The 16,764-nt window shown below is 60.8% G+C and carries 12 protein-coding genes; 4 read left to right on the top strand and 8 right to left on the bottom strand.

Annotated features, from left to right (window positions below; all coding sequences use genetic code 11):
* The first annotated feature begins 19 nt into the window (after positions 1-19).
* Positions 20-1,612, top strand: coding sequence for an ABC transporter permease (locus KX729_RS04950; RefSeq protein WP_219741837.1), 1,593 nt, complete (start codon positions 20-22; stop codon positions 1,610-1,612).
* A 242-nt stretch (positions 1,613-1,854) separates the two neighbouring features.
* Here the strand turns inward: KX729_RS04950 and KX729_RS04945 are convergent, their stop codons facing one another.
* Positions 1,855-3,807 (bottom strand): acetoacetate--CoA ligase, encoded by a 1,953-nt coding sequence (locus KX729_RS04945; protein WP_219741337.1) that lies wholly within the window; start codon positions 3,805-3,807, stop codon positions 1,855-1,857.
* Positions 3,808-4,040: 233 nt separating this feature from the next.
* Between KX729_RS04945 and KX729_RS04940 the strand changes: the two genes are divergently transcribed.
* Positions 4,041-5,873, top strand: a complete 1,833-nt coding sequence (locus tag KX729_RS04940) for an AsmA family protein (RefSeq protein WP_219741336.1) — start codon at positions 4,041-4,043, stop codon at positions 5,871-5,873.
* A 13-nt stretch (positions 5,874-5,886) separates the two neighbouring features.
* Here KX729_RS04940 and KX729_RS04935 read toward each other — a convergent pair whose 3' ends face one another.
* The 5 genes from KX729_RS04935 to KX729_RS04915 all read right to left on the bottom strand — a co-directional run bounded on the left by KX729_RS04935 (position 5,887) and on the right by KX729_RS04915 (position 11,505).
* Positions 5,887-6,702, bottom strand: a complete 816-nt coding sequence (locus KX729_RS04935; RefSeq protein WP_219741335.1) for an ABC transporter permease — start codon at positions 6,700-6,702, stop codon at positions 5,887-5,889.
* Position 6,703: 1 nt separating this feature from the next.
* Positions 6,704-7,621 (bottom strand): ABC transporter permease subunit, encoded by a 918-nt coding sequence (locus KX729_RS04930; protein WP_219741334.1) that lies wholly within the window; start codon positions 7,619-7,621, stop codon positions 6,704-6,706.
* Positions 7,622-7,633: 12 nt separating this feature from the next.
* Positions 7,634-8,791 (bottom strand): ABC transporter ATP-binding protein, encoded by a 1,158-nt coding sequence (locus tag KX729_RS04925; RefSeq protein ID WP_219741333.1) that lies wholly within the window; start codon positions 8,789-8,791, stop codon positions 7,634-7,636.
* A 73-nt stretch (positions 8,792-8,864) separates the two neighbouring features.
* Positions 8,865-9,962 carry a polyamine ABC transporter substrate-binding protein gene (locus tag KX729_RS04920; RefSeq protein WP_219741332.1) on the bottom strand — a complete coding sequence of 366 codons (1,098 nt, stop codon included), beginning with the start codon at positions 9,960-9,962 and terminating at the stop codon, positions 8,865-8,867.
* Positions 9,963-10,086: 124 nt separating this feature from the next.
* Positions 10,087-11,505 carry a helix-turn-helix domain-containing protein gene (locus KX729_RS04915; RefSeq protein WP_219741331.1) on the bottom strand — a complete coding sequence of 473 codons (1,419 nt, stop codon included), beginning with the start codon at positions 11,503-11,505 and terminating at the stop codon, positions 10,087-10,089.
* A 205-nt stretch (positions 11,506-11,710) separates the two neighbouring features.
* Here KX729_RS04915 and aceA point away from each other — a divergent pair, with 205 nt between their 5' ends.
* A complete protein-coding gene (gene aceA / locus KX729_RS04910; protein WP_219741330.1) occupies positions 11,711-13,000 on the top strand; it encodes an isocitrate lyase in 1,290 nt (429 codons plus the stop codon).
* Between the two features lie 183 nt (positions 13,001-13,183).
* Positions 13,184-13,435 carry an SMc00767 family acetate metabolism repressor gene (locus tag KX729_RS04905; protein WP_219741329.1) on the top strand — a complete coding sequence of 84 codons (252 nt, stop codon included), beginning with the start codon at positions 13,184-13,186 and terminating at the stop codon, positions 13,433-13,435.
* Here KX729_RS04905 and KX729_RS04900 read toward each other — a convergent pair whose 3' ends face one another.
* Together KX729_RS04900 and KX729_RS04895 are read right to left on the bottom strand one after the other, a co-directional pair.
* The gene (locus tag KX729_RS04900) at positions 13,436-14,299 is read right to left on the bottom strand and encodes a LysR family transcriptional regulator (protein WP_219741328.1); all 864 of its coding nucleotides are present in this window, start codon (positions 14,297-14,299) and stop codon (positions 13,436-13,438) included.
* Positions 14,300-14,610: 311 nt separating this feature from the next.
* The gene (locus KX729_RS04895) at positions 14,611-16,536 is read right to left on the bottom strand and encodes a methyl-accepting chemotaxis protein (protein WP_219741327.1); all 1,926 of its coding nucleotides are present in this window, start codon (positions 16,534-16,536) and stop codon (positions 14,611-14,613) included.
* Between the last annotated feature and the right edge of the window lie 228 nt (positions 16,537-16,764).

Genomic DNA, 16,764 nt, shown 5'->3' with positions numbered 1-16,764 from the left:
CTCCCTTTCATGGCTCGCCATGGGCATCGGCGCGGTCGTCGTCCTGCCGATCCTGGCGATCTTCTGGATCGCGGCCTCCGGGGCCGATGATACCTGGGGCCATATCGTCGCCAACGTGATCCCGCGCGCCACCGGCCGGACGCTCTCGCTTCTGCTGATGATTGGAGCCGTCACGGCTTTTTTCGGCATTCTTTCGGCATGGCTGGTCACCAGTTTCGAGTTTCCGGGCAGGCGCCTGCTCTCGGCCGCACTTGTCCTGCCGCTGGCGATCCCTTCCTATCTCGCAGCCTATTCCTACGGCGAATTCCTTGATTTCACCGGCCCGGTTCAAACCTGGTACCGGCAGGTTTTCGGGTATCGTTCGGCGCGGGACTACTGGTTTCCGGAGATCCGATCGATCGGAGGCGCTGTAACCGTGCTGTCCTCGGTGCTTTATCCTTATGTCTATCTCGCCTGCCGCTCGATGTTTGCCATGCAGGGCCGCGCCGCGGCGGATGTAGCTCGCACGCTCGGCGCCGGGCCGCTCCGGGTTTTTCTCAAGGTGCAGATGCCGATGGCGCGGCCGGCGATCATGATCGGTCTGACGCTGGTGATGATGGAGGCGCTGAACGATATCGGCGCGGTGGAATATCTCGGCGTCAACACGCTGACCTTTTCGATCTACGATACATGGCTCAACCGCGGCAATCTGCCGGGTGCGGCCCAGATCGCCAGTGTGATGCTGATCGTCGTGGCCCTGCTGATCGTCATCGAGCGACGCGCCCGCCAACGCCAACGCTTCGCCGGCAACCGGACGACCATGCAGAATGCCGTGCGACCAAGGCTTTCCGGCGCCAGGGGCGGATTGGCGGTGACCCTCTGCGCACTGCCGCTGATCTTCGGCTTTCTGATTCCGGTCTCTGTGCTCGGCCGCTTCGCCTTTGCCCGGCTGGATATGTTTGCCGATCCCCGGCTTGTCGAAGCGTTGTGGAACAGCATGGCGGTTTCGGCCGCGGCTGCACTCGTCGCCGTTACGCTGGGCTTTGTGCTGACCTATGCCGCACGCAGCGAACAATCGCCGCTCGCTAGTTTTGCTGGCCGCATCGCTTCGCACGGTTACGGCGTGCCGGGAACGGTGCTGGCGATCGGCGTGCTGATCCCGCTGGCCGGTTTCGACAATGCGCTGGATGGATATCTGCGCACCCATTTCGGCATCTCGACCGGACTGCTGCTTTCCGGCACCGGCTTTGCCATCGTTTATGCCTGCACCGTGCGGTTCATGACCATGGCGGAGGGTAGCCTGGATGCCGGCTTCCAGAAGCTTTCGCCGCATCTCGACATGGCCGCCCGCGCGCTTGGCCGCAACCGGCGGCAGACGCTTGTCTCGGTGCTTCTGCCCAACATGCACCCTGCCCTGTTGACCGCCGCCCTCTTCGTGTTCATCGAGACGATGAAGGAGCTTTCGGCGACGATCATGCTCCGGCCGTTCAACTTCAATACGCTGGCGACGCTGGTTTACGAGGATGCGTCGCGAGCGAAAATCGAGGATTCCTCGGTCGCGGCGATCATCATCATCGCGGCAGGGCTGATCCCGGTTCTGTTCGTTTCACGCTCTCTCGATCGCGCGCGATGATCCGGCATAAAAAAAAGGCAGCCGAGGCTGCCTTTATAAATTTAATGCTGTCCAACGAGGGTCGGAGGAGACGTCATGTCTATGAAAACTCGCGGTTACGGGTCTTTCATACACGAGACGAAACCATGTTGCTCCACTTTTGACCAACGCGACTTAACAAGCCGTAAACACCGTCCGATTTTCGGAATTTATGTCAGGTCTGTTATCAAATGATACATGTCCACATCCTTCGATAGCAAAAATCAACTCTTCAACTCCGGGAGATCGGCGAAAAGATCGAGCGCCTCCGGGTTTGCCAGCGCTTCCTTGTTCTTGACCGGGCGTCCGTGGACCACGTCGCGGACTGCGAGTTCGACGATCTTGCCGGACTTGGTACGGGGGATATCCGCAACCTGAATGACCTTGGCCGGCACGTGGCGCGGCGAGGCGCCGGTGCGGATGCGTGTCTTGATCGCCTTGTCGAGATCGGCGTTCAAAGCGCGGCCGCCGGCCAGACGGACGAAGAGCACGACGCGGACGTCATCATCCCAATCCTGGCCGATGCAGATCGCCTCGGCGACCTCTTCCATCTGCTCGACCTGATTGTAGATTTCCGCCGTGCCGATGCGCACGCCGCCCGGATTGAGCGTCGCGTCCGAACGGCCATGGATGACGATACCGTCATGCTCCGTCCACTCGGCGAAATCGCCATGGCACCAGATATTGTCGAAGCGCTCGAAATAGGCGGCGCGGTATTTCTTGCCCTCCGGGTCGTTCCAGAACATGATCGGCATGGAGGGAAACGCCTTGGTGCAGACCAGCTCGCCTTTTTCACGGCGCACCGGCTTGCCGTCGTCATCCCAGACATCGACCGCCAGGCCGAGGCCCGGCCCCTGGATCTCGCCGCGCCAGACGGGCTTCAGTGGATTGCCGAGCACGAAGCAGGAAACGATATCCGTGCCGCCGGAGATCGAGGCGAGATGCACGTCACCCTTGATGCCGTCGTAGACGAAGGAGAAGCCTTCGGGCGAGAGCGGCGAACCGGTCGAGGTCAGCAGCCGGAGCGCTGAAAGATCGTGCGTCTGTTTTGGCACGATGCCGCCCTTGCGGACCGCGTCGATATATTTCGCCGACGTGCCGAAGACGGCAAACTTCTCGTCCTGCGCATAATCGAACAGGACATTGCCATCCGGTGCAAAGGGCGAACCGTCGAACAGGCAGAGCGTTGCGCCGACCGCGAGGCCTGAGACCAGCCAGTTCCACATCATCCAGCCGCAGGTGGTGAAATAGAACAGGCGTTCGCCCGGCTCCAGGCTGCAATGCAGCCGATGTTCCTTCAGGTGCTGCAGCAGCGTGCCGCCGGCCGAATGGACGATGCATTTCGGCACGCCGGTCGTGCCGGAGGAGAAGAGGATATAGAGCGGATGCGCGAACGGTAGCGGCTCGAACTCCACCGCCTGCGCCTGATAGGCTGCTGTGAAATCGGCCAGCGTGCGGCCATCGGCCAGCGAGGCGGCAAGAACCGGCGCATCACCCGCATAAGGCACGACCAGAACCGGCGCCTTGAGGATGCCCGAGACGGTCTTCACCTTGGCGGACACATCCTGCAGCTTGCCGTTATACCAATAGGCATCGCAGGTGATGAACAGTTTCGGGCCAATCTGGCCGAACCGATCAAGCACGCCCTGTTCGCCGAAATCCGGTGAACAGGAGGACCAGATGGCGCCGATCGAAGCCGCGGCCAGCATGCAGGCGATCGTTTCCGGCATGTTCGGCATCATGGCGGCGACGCGGTCGCCCTTTTCGATGCCGAGCGCCTTGAACGCCTGCTGCAGTCGCGAGACTTCTTCGCGCAGCCTGTCCCAGGACCAGCGATAGCTCACCTTGTCTTCGCCACGGAAGATCAACGCGTCGCCTGCACCGGCACCGGTCAGCAGGTTTTCGGCAAAGTTCAGTGTTGCATCGGGAAAGAACCGGGCGCCGAGCATATCGTCGCCGTCGATCAGCGCACGATCACCGCGCTCGCCCCGGACGTTGCAATAATCCCAGACGGCCGACCAGAAATCGCTGCGCTCAGTGATCGACCAGGCATAAAAGGCGTCGTAACCTGAGAAATCCCTGCCGTAATGCTCAGCGCACCAGCCGATGAAGTGAGAAAGCGGGGTCTTTTCCTGCTGCTCTTTCGAAGGGCTCCACAGCGGCTGTTCGTTGGCCATTCAATCCTCCCAATCCGCTCTTCCTTGGCCTCCGGCCAAGACCGGAAATGGAAGACGCGTCATTTTCCTCACTCACCCAACTTCAGGCCCGAAATCAGGCAAAATCCTCTGGCCTGTATAGCATGTTGCAATGCAGGATAAAGAGGACAACCGGGGGACTTCCAGGCCCCTGTTTGCGCCATACCTGCAATTCCTATATGCGCGGTACCATGCTGAGAAACGGGTTTGCACATTTGCGGAAAAATTTCGGCCGCCCGCTTGGCAGGCGCTCAAAACGCGCGCTGATCATTGCCGGCGTCGTGCTGTGCATTCTCGTGCTGTTCCAGGCGCTTGCGCCGTTCCTCATATCCTCGACACTGGTTCGCGAAAACATGGAGCGGGCGGTGGCCCGATGGACCGGCCATGAAGTGACCATCGCCGGCGCGCCGGATATCCGTTTCTGGCCAAAGCCGCGCGTGACGCTTCGCGATATCACCGTACGCAAGAAGCAGGACGGCAAGGACGTGCTGCTCGGGCAGGTCGCCAGTCTCTCGGCCTCGTTCGATGTTTTCCGCGCCTTGATCGGCAAGCCGGAGTTTCAGGATTTTCGGCTGACCGATCCGGAAATCCATGTCATCCGGGAGGCCGACGGGCGCCTCGACTGGGCCAATGACGGCATTCTGAGCCGGGCCGTGCGCGAAGTGAAGCCGGACGGCTCCGGGCAGGTGTTGGCCTCCGATGCCGATGCGCGCATGGGCGCCGTGGAGATCGTCAACGGTACGGTGGCCGTTTTCGATGTTGCAAGCCGCCAAACCTTGCAGATTCGCTCCGTCCAGGGCTCGTTCGATTGGCCGTGGCTTTCCCATGGCATTGCAATCAAGGCCGCAGGCCAGGTCAACGGGCGCCGGCTTTCGCTTGATGCGAGCTCGACACAACCGCTGTTGCTCTTGTCCGGCAGAAGCGGCCAGGCCACCGGCACTCTGCGATCCGAGCTTTTTCAGGGTCGTTTTGATGGATCGATTGATTTTACCACCCAGCCCTACCTTTCCGGTGAAGCGGAGTTGGAAATCCCTGACCTCGTCGCCATGCGGGCATGGTCCGGGCTGGATTTCCCCGGTGCAGAGCGGCTGAAAAAGCTTTCGTTCGAAGCCCGGCTTGTCACCAACGACAACGCCCTTCGGTTCGACGATTTAAGCCTTGCCCTCAACGATGCCAAAGCGAGCGGCATTCTGGACCTCGTCACGATACCGGGCCGGGCCCCGCGGCTGACGGGAACGCTCGCCTTCGATCAGCTGGATTTTTCCGGCGTGCTTGCCGCCGTAGCACCTCGGGCACTCGGGTCTGCGTCGCCTGGCGCAGGATTGCGCACCTTGCTCGATCTGGACATGCGCCTCTCCGCCCAACAGGCAATGCTCGGCCCATTCCAGCTTTCCGAGGCTGCGATCAGCGTCATGAGCACGGCCGATCAATCGCGCATCGACATCGTCGACAGCGATTTCGAGAGCGGCAGGCTGACCGGCCGCATTGCGACCATCAAGGGAAGCAGCGCGGAGGGCGGCGTTGGTTTGCGGCTCGACATACACGACGCCGATCTGGGTTCGATCGTCAAACAGCTGGCGCTTCCGGGACCATTGCCGAATGGTCGTGGATCCCTGGAACTGGTGCTGGATATTGACCGGCCGATGACCCGCGAGGCATGGCAGAATGCGGCAGGCGACATCCGGCTGAAGGCGGGGCGTGGCGTGCTGCAGGGTGTCGATATTTCCGGCATCCGCAAGCTTGCTGCGCAAAAGCCCTATTTTGCCTTGAGCGAAGCCGGCAAAGGTCAGTTTCCCTTCGATAGCATGACTATTGCCGCGTCACTTTCAAATGGATCGGCCGATATCAGGGAAGGGCAGATCGTCGGAAGCGAAGGCGCGCTCAGCCTTTCCGGCGTCATTCCTTACGCCAGCAACAGTCTCGCACTTTCCGCCGCCTTCAGGCCAGCCGGCGAAGAAGCGGCTGCATTCGCAACCTTTATCGGCGGTTCATGGCCGGACCCGGTGCTCTGGCCGATCTCGCAGGCGCCTGCGAAACCCACGCCATAAACCTGTCCGGTGCTCACGCTCCGCGGGCGGCCTCGTGTTCGTCGCGGATGCGGCGCAGTTCGGTCCGCTTGGTGCTGATCGAGGTGGCGATGACGCCGAGCGTCACGAGACCGATCAGGATGGTGCAGATCGCGTTGATTTCCGGCGTCACGCCAAGACGGACCTGCGAATAGATCTTGATCGGCAGCGTCGTTGCACCCGGTCCGGTGTTGAAGCTTGCAATCACCAAGTCGTCGAGCGACAGGGTGAAGGCGAGCATCCAGCCCGCGACGACAGCCGGCATGATCAGTGGCAGGGTGATCTTGAAGAAGGTCTTGACCGGTGGGCAGCCGAGATCGAGTGCCGCCTCTTCCAGGCTGCGGTCGAAGGTCAGCAGCCGCGATTGCACGACAATCGCCACGTAGCACATGGTAAAGGTCGTGTGCGCGATGATCACCGTCCAGAAGCCGCGGTCGATACCGAGCGCCACGAAGAGCAGCAGCATCGAAAGGCCGGTAATGACTTCCGGCATGACGAGCGGCGCGTATATCATCCCGGAAAACAGCATCCGGCCCGGGAACCTGACGAAACGGACGAGCGTCAGCGCCGCCAGTGTGCCGAGGATGGTGCCGAGCGTCGCGCTGATCACGCCGACCCGCGCCGTCACCCAGGCGGCATCCATCAATCCCTCGTTAGACCACATGGTCGTGTACCAGTTGAGCGAGAAGCCGCCCCAGACGGTAACGAGCCGAGATGCGTTGAACGAATAGACGACCAGGATGATGATCGGGATATAGAGGAAGGCGAAACCGAGGGTCAGGACGGTCGCGTCGAAACGATGTGACTTCATCTCACGCCACCTTCTTCTGCTGGTTCTGGAAGATGGCGATCGGCACCACAAGCATCAGCAGCAGCACCACCGCCACGGCGGAGGCGAGCGGCCAGTCGCGGTTGCTGAAGAACTCGGTCCACAGGGTCTTGCCGATCATCAGCGTATCTGCGCCGCCGAGCAGGTCCGGAATGACGAATTCGCCGGTGATCGGGATGAAGCAGATCATCGAACCGGCGATGACGCCCGGCAAGGACAGCGGGAAAGTGATTTTCCAGAAAGCCTTCCAGGGCGGGCACCCGAGATCGCTTGCGGCCTCCAAAAGCGTATTGTCCATCTTCTCTAGTGCCGCATAGAGCGGCAGGACCATGAACGGCAGGTAGGAATATACGATGCCGATGAAGACGGCGTAGTCAGTGCGGAAAATCTGCACCTGGTCGTCCGGTCCCATCAGGCCGATGGTCTGCAGGAGCAGCGTCAGCAGGCCGTCCGGCTTGAGGATGCCGATCCAGGCATAGACGCGGATCAGGAACGACGTCCAGAACGGCAGGATGACCAGCATGACCAGCGTCGGCCGGATCGACGATGGCGCGCGCGCCATTGCGAGCGCCATCGGATAACCGATCAGCAGCAGCAGAAAGGTCGAGATGAGCGCGATCCGGAGTGAGGAGATATAGGCCTGGAAATACAGCGGATCGTCGGTCAGGAACAGATAGTTCTCGAAATCCAGCTGCGAGAGGTAATCGCCGATCGCGCCGAAACCTTCGAAGACCGGCGTATAGGGCGGAATGGAGATCGCCGTATCCGAGAAGGAGATCTTCAGGATGATCAGGAAGGGTACCGCGAAGAAAAGCAGCAGCCAGATATAGGGGATGGCGACGACCAGCCAGCGGGCCGGGTTGGAGCGATCGCCGGTCTGGGGTTCGGAAACGGTTGCCATTTCCTTCTCCCCTCAGCGTGTCAGCACGAGGCCGGCATCCGCCGACCAGGTCAGCCACACCATGTCGCCGAACGTGATCGGCCGGTCGACGAGACGCGAGACGTTTGCCTGCGCGGCACGGACGATGCGGCCATCCGCCGTGCGGACGAGGAAGACCGAGAAGTCGCCGAGATAACCGATGTCCCAGACCTCGCCGTAAACCGCGTTGACGGAGGTATCGGCCGGCTGTTCCGGCGAGATGCGGACCTTTTCCGGGCGGACGGCGAAAGCGACCTTGTCGCCTTGTACCGCCTGGCATTCCTGCTCCACCTTGACGGCGATGCCATCGCTGTCGATGTGGATCGCGCCGGGCGCGCCGAGTGCCGCCTCGGTCTTCGAGATCGTGCCTTCGAGGATGTTGATGTCGCCGATGAAATCCGCAACGTAACGGCTGCTCGGCGCCTCGTAGATTTCCGCCGGCGTCGCCACCTGCATGATGATGCCCTTGTCCATCACAGCGATGCGGTCGGACACGGTCATCGCCTCTTCCTGGTCATGGGTGACAATCAGGAAGGTCAGGCCCAGCGTGTGCTGGATATCCATCAGTTCGAACTGGGTTTCCTCGCGCAGCTTCTTGTCGAGCGCGCCGAGCGGTTCGTCGAGCAGCAGCACCTTCGGGCGCTTGGCGAGCGAACGGGCGAGCGCCACGCGCTGGCGCTGGCCGCCGGAAAGCTGTGCCGGCTTGCGCTTGGCGAATTGATCGAGCTTGACGAGTTTCAGCATTTCCTCGACGCGGGCCGAGATTTCGCCCTTCGGCAGATTGTCCTGCTCGAGGCCGAAGGCGATGTTCTTCTCGACAGACATATGCGGGAAAAGAGCATAGGACTGGAACATCATGTTGGTCGGCCGGCGATAGGGCGGCACGCCGGAAATATCCTTTCCCTGCAGCAGGATGCGGCCCGACGTCGGCTCTTCGAAGCCGGCCAGCATGCGCATGAGGGTCGTCTTGCCGCAGCCGGAGGGACCGAGCAGCGAGAAGAATTCGCGCTCGTAGATATCGAGCGTCAGGTCGTTGACGGCGGTGAACGTGCCGAAACGCTTGGTGACGTTTTCGAAGCGGATGAAGGGCACGGCCGAAGGATCGGTCCAGGGTGAGAATTTACGCTTTACCGGTCCAAGTGATTTAGCCATGCCCCAGCCCTTTTCGCCCAATTACAACATCAAAAGCATTCGGGGCAGGCTTTGCGGCCTGCCCCGATGTCGATTACTTGCCGGTCTTGATCTGGGTCCAGACCCGGTTCAGAACGCGCTGTTCCTTGGGTCCGTAGGCGGAGATGGTGAAGAGCTTCTTCACGACATCTTCCGGCGGGTAGATGTTCGGATTGTCCAGAACGGACTTGTCGATGAATTTCTGCGAAGCAAGGTTACCGTTGGCATATTGGACGTAGTTAGAAGCCTTGGCGATGACTTCCGGCTTCATCAGGTAGTTGATGAAGGCATGCGCTTCGTCGACATGTTTCGCGTCCTTGGGGATCGCGAGGTTGTCGAACCACATGTATGTGCCTTCCTTCGGGATGATGAAGTCGATGTTGACATTGTTCTTGGCTTCTTCCGCCCGGGTCTTGGCCTGGACGATGTCGCCCGACCAGCCGATCGTCATGCAGATATCGCCATTGGCGAGGTCATCGATATAGGCCGAGGAATTGAAGGTCTTGGCGTAAGGACGGATGCCCGAATAGACTTTGCCGCCGGCTTCGAGATCTTTGGTTTCCTTGCTGTCCGGGTTCTTGCCGATGTAGTTCATCGCAATCGCGAAGGTCTCGTCGGACGCATCGAGGATGTTGAGGCCGCAGGCCTTCAGCTTCTTGGCGTTTTCCGGCTTGAAGATGATATCCCAGCTGTCGAGCGGCACGTCGCCGAGCGCTTTCTTGACCTTGTCGACGTTGAAGCCGATGCCGGTCGTGCCCCACATGTAGTTCACGGCATATTGATTGCCGGGGTCATACTTGGCGAGCCGCTCGGTGATCTGCGGCCACAGGTTGGTAAGGTTCGGCAGCTTGGACTTGTCGAGCTTCTGGAAGACGCCCGCCGCAATCTGGCGGGAGAGGAAGGGCGCGGTCGGCACCACGACGTCGTAACCGGAGCCGCCGGCAAGCAGCTTGGTTTCCAGGATGTCGTTGCTGTCGAAGACATCGTAGACGACCTTGATGCCGGTTTCCTTGGTGAAATCCGCCAGGATCGATTCGTCGATATAGTCCGACCAGTTATAGACGTGGACTTCCTTTTCCTGCGCGAAGGCAGCGGTGGCGGCGAAGGCGGACGCGGCCAGGGCTGCGGCGAGGCTGAGCAAATGGTTTTTCATGATCTCTCCTGTTCCAGCTTTTTCTGCGCAAAATCAAAACCGCGCATAAATTCCCTTATGTTTTCCGCGAGAGTAGAAAGGAATTTTTCTCGCCACAAGAGGTAAATGTTCCCTACTCAACTGCTTACTGAAAATCGAAGGCGCTCAGGCCCGTCGCCATCTCGTCCAACCCGAGCGGGCGGGTGACCGGCGGCTCGGCGCGCGACAGGCAGCCCTGCCGTTCGCAAAGCCGGCACGATGTGCCAGCAAACACCATGGCGGCAGGGTGCGAAGCCGCTTCACCGTAAAGGGTTTCACCCGCTGCGGAGAAATCACAGCCGAGAAGGATCGCCGTGCGGCGGACGCGCTCGGCAAACCCCGCTTGCGGTCCTTCCAGCGTGCGCGACAATGTCATGAACAAACTTCCATCCGGCATTTCTATTCGATCAGTCAGAACCTGACCGGGTTGTGCGAAGGCCGTATGAATGCCGAGCTTGGGACACCCTCCGCCGAAGCGGGCATGCGGAAAACCCTGAGTGCCGGCGCGCCGGATGATATTGCCGGCATGATCCATCTCCATCAGGAAAAACGGGATTGCCGAAGCGCCGGGGCGGACAAGCGAGGTGAGCCGGGTTGCCGCCTGTTCGAACGAAACGTCGAAGCGGGAACGCAGGACATCGATATCGTAACGGGCGCGCTGGGCGGCCGTGAGAAAGGCTCCGTAGGGCATCATCAACGCATGGGCGGCATAGCGCGCCAGTTCGAAACGGCCGATGCGTTTTGCTTCGTTGCTGGAAAGATTAAGTTCCGCAAGCTCGGCGGCGATCTCCTCTGAGAATACCAGAAGCGAGACCTCCATGGCCAGCTCGCGGGTGCGATCGAAAGGCGAAAGCCGCTCGGAGAGGAAAAGCCGCATGGAATGCCGGTCGTAGCGGCGGCGCAGGTTCGGCATGGCATGCACGGGCAGAGTCCGCACCACGATGCCATGTTCGCTTTTCGCCCAAGCCTTTAGCGCAACGGGAAGTTCGTCTCCGGCGCCGAGTTTTGCCGAGAAGGCTTCCGCCGCATCCTCGATCCGCGCGAAGAAATTCGGACGGCGTTCCAGCGTCTCGCGCACCTCGTCGATCGGCAGGCGGGCACCGGCAAGCGAGGTTTCCCGGCCTTCGCGGGCGAGCATCTCGGCAAGGTCGGACAAGCGCCCTGCCTGCTCGCGATATGCGCGGTAAAGCTTCATCAATCCGAGCGCGGCATTAGGTGCGGCTTCGGCGACCTCGATAATTTCCTGGTCACCGGGAATTTCGCCGGCCAGCAGCGGATCGGCGAAGACCTCGCGCAACTGGCTCGCCAGCCCGCCGCCCTCACCTTGTAGCGCATCGAGATCGACCTTGTAGACGGAGGCGAGCTTGAGGAGGAGCTGGACCGTCAGCGGGCGCTGGTTGCGCTCGATCAGGTTGAGATAGGACGGCGAGATGCCAAGCCCTTCGGCCATGGCCGTCTGGGTCAGACTCAGCCCCAACCGGACGCGCCGGACGCGCGGGCCAGCAAAAATCTTCCGCTCCACCATGGCTCTCGCTTTTACAGAATTCGACAGAACGCCGTTTTGACTATTTTGACATCTTCACAGAGGCGCCTGTGAAAGACAAGACATCCTAACCCTTTTCAAAGCGCCGTTTCTGCATCTCTTCTCGCAATGCAGCATTCCCGTCTGTAAATTCAGTCACATCGAAATCGCTCGGAAGCGGTCAAAGATTTTACATGGGAGAGAAGGCATGACAGATTTTTACACACTGGTTCCTGGCGCATCGAAGGGTCGGTTCGACGGTATCGAACGGCCCTATTCGGCAGAGGACGTCAAGCGGCTGCGCGGATCGATCGATATCCGCTATTCGCTGGCGGAAGCCGGGGCCAATCGGCTGTGGTCGCTGCTGCATAAGGAAGACTTCGTCAACGCGCTCGGCGCCATGACCGGCAATCAGGCCATGCAGCAGGTACGCGCCGGTCTGAAGGCCATCTATCTCTCCGGCTGGCAGGTCGCCGCCGACAGCAATACTGCGTCCTCCATGTATCCTGACCAGTCGCTTTATCCGGCCAATGCCGCGCCGGAACTGGCGCGGCGCATCAACCGCACCCTGCAGCGCGCCGACCAGATCGAGACATCCGAGGGCAAGGGCCTTTCGGTCGATACCTGGTTTGCGCCGATCGTCGCGGACGCGGAGGCCGGGTTCGGCGGGCCGCTGAATGCGTTCGAGATCATTAAGGCCTTCATCGAAGCGGGTGCCGCCGGCGTTCATTACGAAGACCAGCTGGCGTCCGAGAAGAAATGTGGCCATCTGGGCGGCAAGGTGCTGATCCCGACGGCGGCGCATATCCGCAACCTTACCGCCGCGCGGCTTGCCGCCGACGTCATGGGCGTGCCGTCGCTCGTCATCGCCCGCACGGATGCGGAGGCGGCCAAGCTGCTCACCTCCGATATCGACGAGCGCGATCGGCCGTTCGTCGATTACGATGCGGGCCGAACGGTCGAGGGCTTCTACAATGTTCGCAGCGGGCTTGAGCCCTGCATTGCCCGCGCGGTGGCCTATGCGCCCTATTGCGATCTCATCTGGTGCGAGACCTCCAAGCCGGATCTGGAACAGGCGCGCCGGTTTGCGGAAGGCGTCCACAAGGTCCATCCGGGCAAGATGCTCGCCTATAACTGCTCGCCGTCGTTCAACTGGAAAAAGAACCTCGACGACGCGACGATCGCCAGGTTCCAGCGGGAGCTGGGGGCGATGGGCTACAAGTTCCAGTTCATCACGCTGGCCGGCTTCCATCAGCTGAACTTCGGCATGTTCGAACTGGCCCGCGGCTACAAGGAGCGGCAGATGGCCGCCTATTCCGAGCTGCAGGAGGCAGAATTCGCTTCCGAGGTTAATGGCTATACGGCAACCAAACATCAGCGCGAGGTGGGGACCGGTTACTTCGATGCCGTCTCGATGGCCATCACCGGCGGGCTTTCGTCGACCACGGCGATGAAGGAATCGACCGAGCACGACCAGTTCCGGCCGGCAGCGGAATAACCGCACCATCATCGCCCCTCACCCTAACCCTCTCCCCGCTTGCGGGGAGAGGGAACGTGCCCCGCGCCAAGTTGAAATAAGTCGATGCCGATGCGGCATGTGTCCTTCTCCCCGCGAGCGGGGAGAAGGTGGCGGCAGCCGGATGAGGGGCATCACTCAAACCCCAACCAGAGGAGACCCAAGATGAACATCCAGACCCCGCTCAAAACACACGTCAAGGAACGCGCCGAGGAACAGGCGTCCGCAATGACGCCCGACCAGCAGGCGGCGATCCGCTCGCTGGCCAACGACCTGCACCGCCTCAACCATGCGATCATGAAAGCCGTCGAGGCCGGTGTTTCAGTCGAGCTTGTCCGCTCGGCACGCCATCATGGCGGCGACGGGCATTGGGGTGATCTGATGATCCCCGTCATCGTGACAAACCGCACGCAGTGATTACGGCCGCTGCCCGGCGAAAAGCTGAGTGCGGTCCTTGACGAACTTCACCATGCGATCGGCCACCGTGCGGATTTCCCGCCGGTGGCGGTCGTCGTTGTTCATGACGATCCATTGACGGTGGCGAAGGCTGGCAATCTCGTCGCCGACACGCTCGAGCCGCATGTCCTGATCGCCGATAAAACAAGGCAGCACCGCCGTCCCTGCCCCGCCGAGCGCCAGGTCACGCAAGGAGCGCGGCCGGTTGACGGTGACTGCGATCTGCCCTGCCCGTTCCTGATGCGGCCAGCGCAAGTAATTCGAGATCGCATCCTCTTCAGCCACCGCCAGCCAGCGCTCGGCAATGGAGGGATGGGCATTGCGGGCACGATAGGCCGCATAGGCGACCTCGCCAAGCTTGATTGCCGCCAGATTGGGTTCTTCCGGCTCGAAGGCGCGGATGCCGATATCGCTTTCGCGATGAGCCAGGCTGGCACGCCGCTCGGCGATGAAGAAGTCCAGCCGGAACTCGTCCCGCTCGGTGCGGATATCGGCGAAATTGCGGGTCAGCATCCAGGCAAGCCAGGTGCCGCAAGCGATCCGCACCAGCGGCGTTCCCGCTCCTTCGTGCTTCCAGCTTTCGACGCGACGCGCGACGCCTTCCATTTCCAGCAATTGCGAAAACAGCGCCGACCCGTCGGCGGTGAGCTGGTAGCCGGTCCGGCTGCGGGAAAACAGCGGACGGCCGATCGCTTCCTCGAGATCGAGCATGCGCCGGCCGATCGTGGCAGGGCTCAAGCCTGTCGCACCGGAGGCGCCGGATAGCCCGCCGAGCCGTGCGACCTGCAGAAAAAGCTCGTAAGCATACCAATTGATGTTTTTCATGGGTGAAAAACATAGCGGGGATTCATCGCTACAAGAAGCGGATTTTTGTGTTTACTGAGAAAGACGGCATCAACCAACGGAGGATATCCGATGTATGAGAATGTCGTCGCAATCCTGCTCTCCAAAAGATCACAGTGGAGATCCAGTCCTCAGGATCGTCGCGCCGAAGACGATTTCTACCGGCGTCTTGCGCACCCCTATCCGCATTGGTTCGGATGGATGATCGGGCTTCGCGCCAGATCGGAAACGAAAAGGGGCGGCATTGCTGCCACCCCCAATTCATGTCGTGCCCGGTTTCCCGATCCGGCTGATCAGAATTCCGACCATTCCTGCTTGACGGCGGCGTTGCCGCGGGTCGCCGGTGCCGTGTAGCGGCCGGTTTCGCGTGCGGGCTGGGCCATGGCGGCTGCCGTCTGGCGCAGGCGGTTTGCCTGATTGCCTGCCGAGCCGCCATTGCCGAGCTGGAAGCGGCCGATCAGCTCGCGCATGCGGACCGCCTCGGAAGCAAGCGTCGCGCTGGCGGCGTTGGTTTCTTCGACCATGGCGGCATTCTGCTGGGTCACCTGGTCCATCTGGTTGACGGCGGTGTTGACTTCAGCAAGCCCGGTCGCCTGTTCGCGGGACGAGGTGGCGATCGCGTTCATATGCTGGTTGATGGTCACGATCAGGCTTTCGATGCCCTTCAGCGCCTCACCGGTCTCGCGGACAAGCTTCACGCCGCCTTCGACTTCTTCCGTCGAGTTGCGGATGAGGTCCTTGATCTGCTTGGCGGCCTGTGCGGAACGCTGGGCAAGTTCGCGGACTTCCTGTGCGACGACCGCGAAGCCCTTGCCGGCTTCACCGGCACGCGCTGCTTCGACGCCGGCGTTCAGCGCCAGAAGGTTGGTCTGGAAGGCGATCTCGTCGATCACGCCGATGATGCTGGAGATCTGGTTGGACGAGTCCTCGATCTTCTGCATCGCCTGGACGGCGTTGGCGACGACCTTGCCGGACTGTGCAGCGCTCTCGTTTGCCTGGACGGCAACCTGACGGGCCTCGTCGGTACGCTTCGAGGAGTTCGAGACGTTTGCAGTGATCTCGTCGAGTGCCGCTGCGGTTTCTTCGAGCGAAGCGGCCTGCTGTTCGGTACGCTTGGAAAGGTCGTCGGCGCCGCGGCCGATTTCCTGGACGCCGCTGTCGATCGAGCTTGCCGAATGCGCCACTGCGCCGAGAGCCGAACCGAGCTGCGAGATGGCAGCATTCAGGTCATGACGGAGCGATTCGAAGTCCGGAGCGAAAGGGTCATTGAGCTGGAAGGACAGGTCGCCTGCCGAGAGGCGACGCAGACCGGCGGCAAGACCGGCGGTCGCCTCCTGCAGACGGGTCTGGGCGGCAGCTTCGGCATCAGCCATCAGGCGATTGCGCTCGGCTTCAGACTTCGAACGCTGGGCTTCGGCATCGGTCTGCAGCTGACGATTGGCAAGAGCGGCCTGGCGGAAGACTTCGACGGCATTGGCCATCTCGCCGATCTCGTCGGCACGTTCCTTGTCGGCGACCTGATAATCGGTATTGCCGTTTGCCAGTTCGCGCATCGCCTTGGTGATACGGGTGACCGGAACAGCGATGCTGGCGATGCCGAAATAGGCGGCGAGGCAGACCATGAAGGCGCTGAAACCGAGGATCGCGTAAATAACCGTCAACGTCGTCGCATATTGCGAGCGGCTTTCAACAATGCCCGCATCCGATTCCTGCTGGTTTACCTTGACGAGCTTGTCGACGTTTTCAGCCAGATAATCGGCAACCGGGCCGAGATCGTTGTCGAAAGCGTCCATGGCTTCCTTGCTCTTGCCGGCCTTGGCAACGGCAAGCATCTTCTGGCCGACATCGATATACTTCTTCGCGGAAGTTTCGATCTCGGTGAAGGCGGCGCGTTCGGCGTTGGAGCTTACAAGGTTCTTGTAGCCGGCGATCGTGTCAATCAGGACCTTTTCCTTCTTGACGATCTTCTCTTCAAGCGCTGCCGGATTGCCGGAAAGGCGTCCCATCGCGTAGTCGCCATAGGAACCGCGCAGCGAATAACGCGCGATCTGGATATCCTTAGCACGAGAAATACTCGGCTGAATATTGGTTGCCTGTTCCTGGGTATTGGCGTTCAGCTCGGCAAGGCCGTTCAGCGAGACGACACCGGTGAGAGCAAACAGAACCGCGAACACGGCAAAAATGCCGGTCATCGAGGTCCGGATGTTCGGACGCTTCATTTCATTCCCCCAACAAGAAATGACGCCCGAAACAGGCGCCTCAACACTACACCTCCAAACGGTGCCGTCGGCAGAATGAAATCCAGCAGCTGGTCATCCGTAAGGTCAGTCCGACGTTACGTTAAAATCCAGCGTTTAAACCTCAGTTAAAATTAACTGTAATTATCCGTGGCGAAAACTAGTCGGAAATGTAACTTAACTTGTAAAATTACATTTCCGACAATTAGT

Source organism: Neorhizobium populisoli (assembly GCF_019430945.1).
GTDB lineage: Bacteria > Pseudomonadota > Alphaproteobacteria > Rhizobiales > Rhizobiaceae > Neorhizobium > Neorhizobium populisoli.
Note: the sequence above shows the minus strand (reverse complement) of the source record. Positions and strands in the feature narration are given on the sequence as shown.

Excerpts from the sequence above, each read along its gene's own strand:
- KX729_RS04950 (WP_219741837.1), top strand. The coding sequence starts at position 20 with ATGGGCATCGGCGCGGTCGTCGTCCTGCCGATCCTGGCGATCTTCTGG.
- KX729_RS04945 (WP_219741337.1), bottom strand. The coding sequence starts at position 3,807 with ATGGCCAACGAACAGCCGCTGTGGAGCCCTTCGAAAGAGCAGCAGGAA.
- KX729_RS04935 (WP_219741335.1), bottom strand. The coding sequence starts at position 6,702 with ATGAAGTCACATCGTTTCGACGCGACCGTCCTGACCCTCGGTTTCGCC.
- KX729_RS04930 (WP_219741334.1), bottom strand. The coding sequence starts at position 7,621 with ATGGCAACCGTTTCCGAACCCCAGACCGGCGATCGCTCCAACCCGGCC.
- KX729_RS04925 (WP_219741333.1), bottom strand. The coding sequence starts at position 8,791 with ATGGCTAAATCACTTGGACCGGTAAAGCGTAAATTCTCACCCTGGACC.
- KX729_RS04920 (WP_219741332.1), bottom strand. The coding sequence starts at position 9,962 with ATGAAAAACCATTTGCTCAGCCTCGCCGCAGCCCTGGCCGCGTCCGCC.
- KX729_RS04915 (WP_219741331.1), bottom strand. The coding sequence starts at position 11,505 with ATGGTGGAGCGGAAGATTTTTGCTGGCCCGCGCGTCCGGCGCGTCCGG.
- aceA (WP_219741330.1), top strand. The coding sequence starts at position 11,711 with ATGACAGATTTTTACACACTGGTTCCTGGCGCATCGAAGGGTCGGTTC.
- KX729_RS04905 (WP_219741329.1), top strand. The coding sequence starts at position 13,184 with ATGAACATCCAGACCCCGCTCAAAACACACGTCAAGGAACGCGCCGAG.
- KX729_RS04900 (WP_219741328.1), bottom strand. The coding sequence starts at position 14,299 with ATGAAAAACATCAATTGGTATGCTTACGAGCTTTTTCTGCAGGTCGCA.
- KX729_RS04895 (WP_219741327.1), bottom strand. The coding sequence starts at position 16,536 with ATGAAGCGTCCGAACATCCGGACCTCGATGACCGGCATTTTTGCCGTG.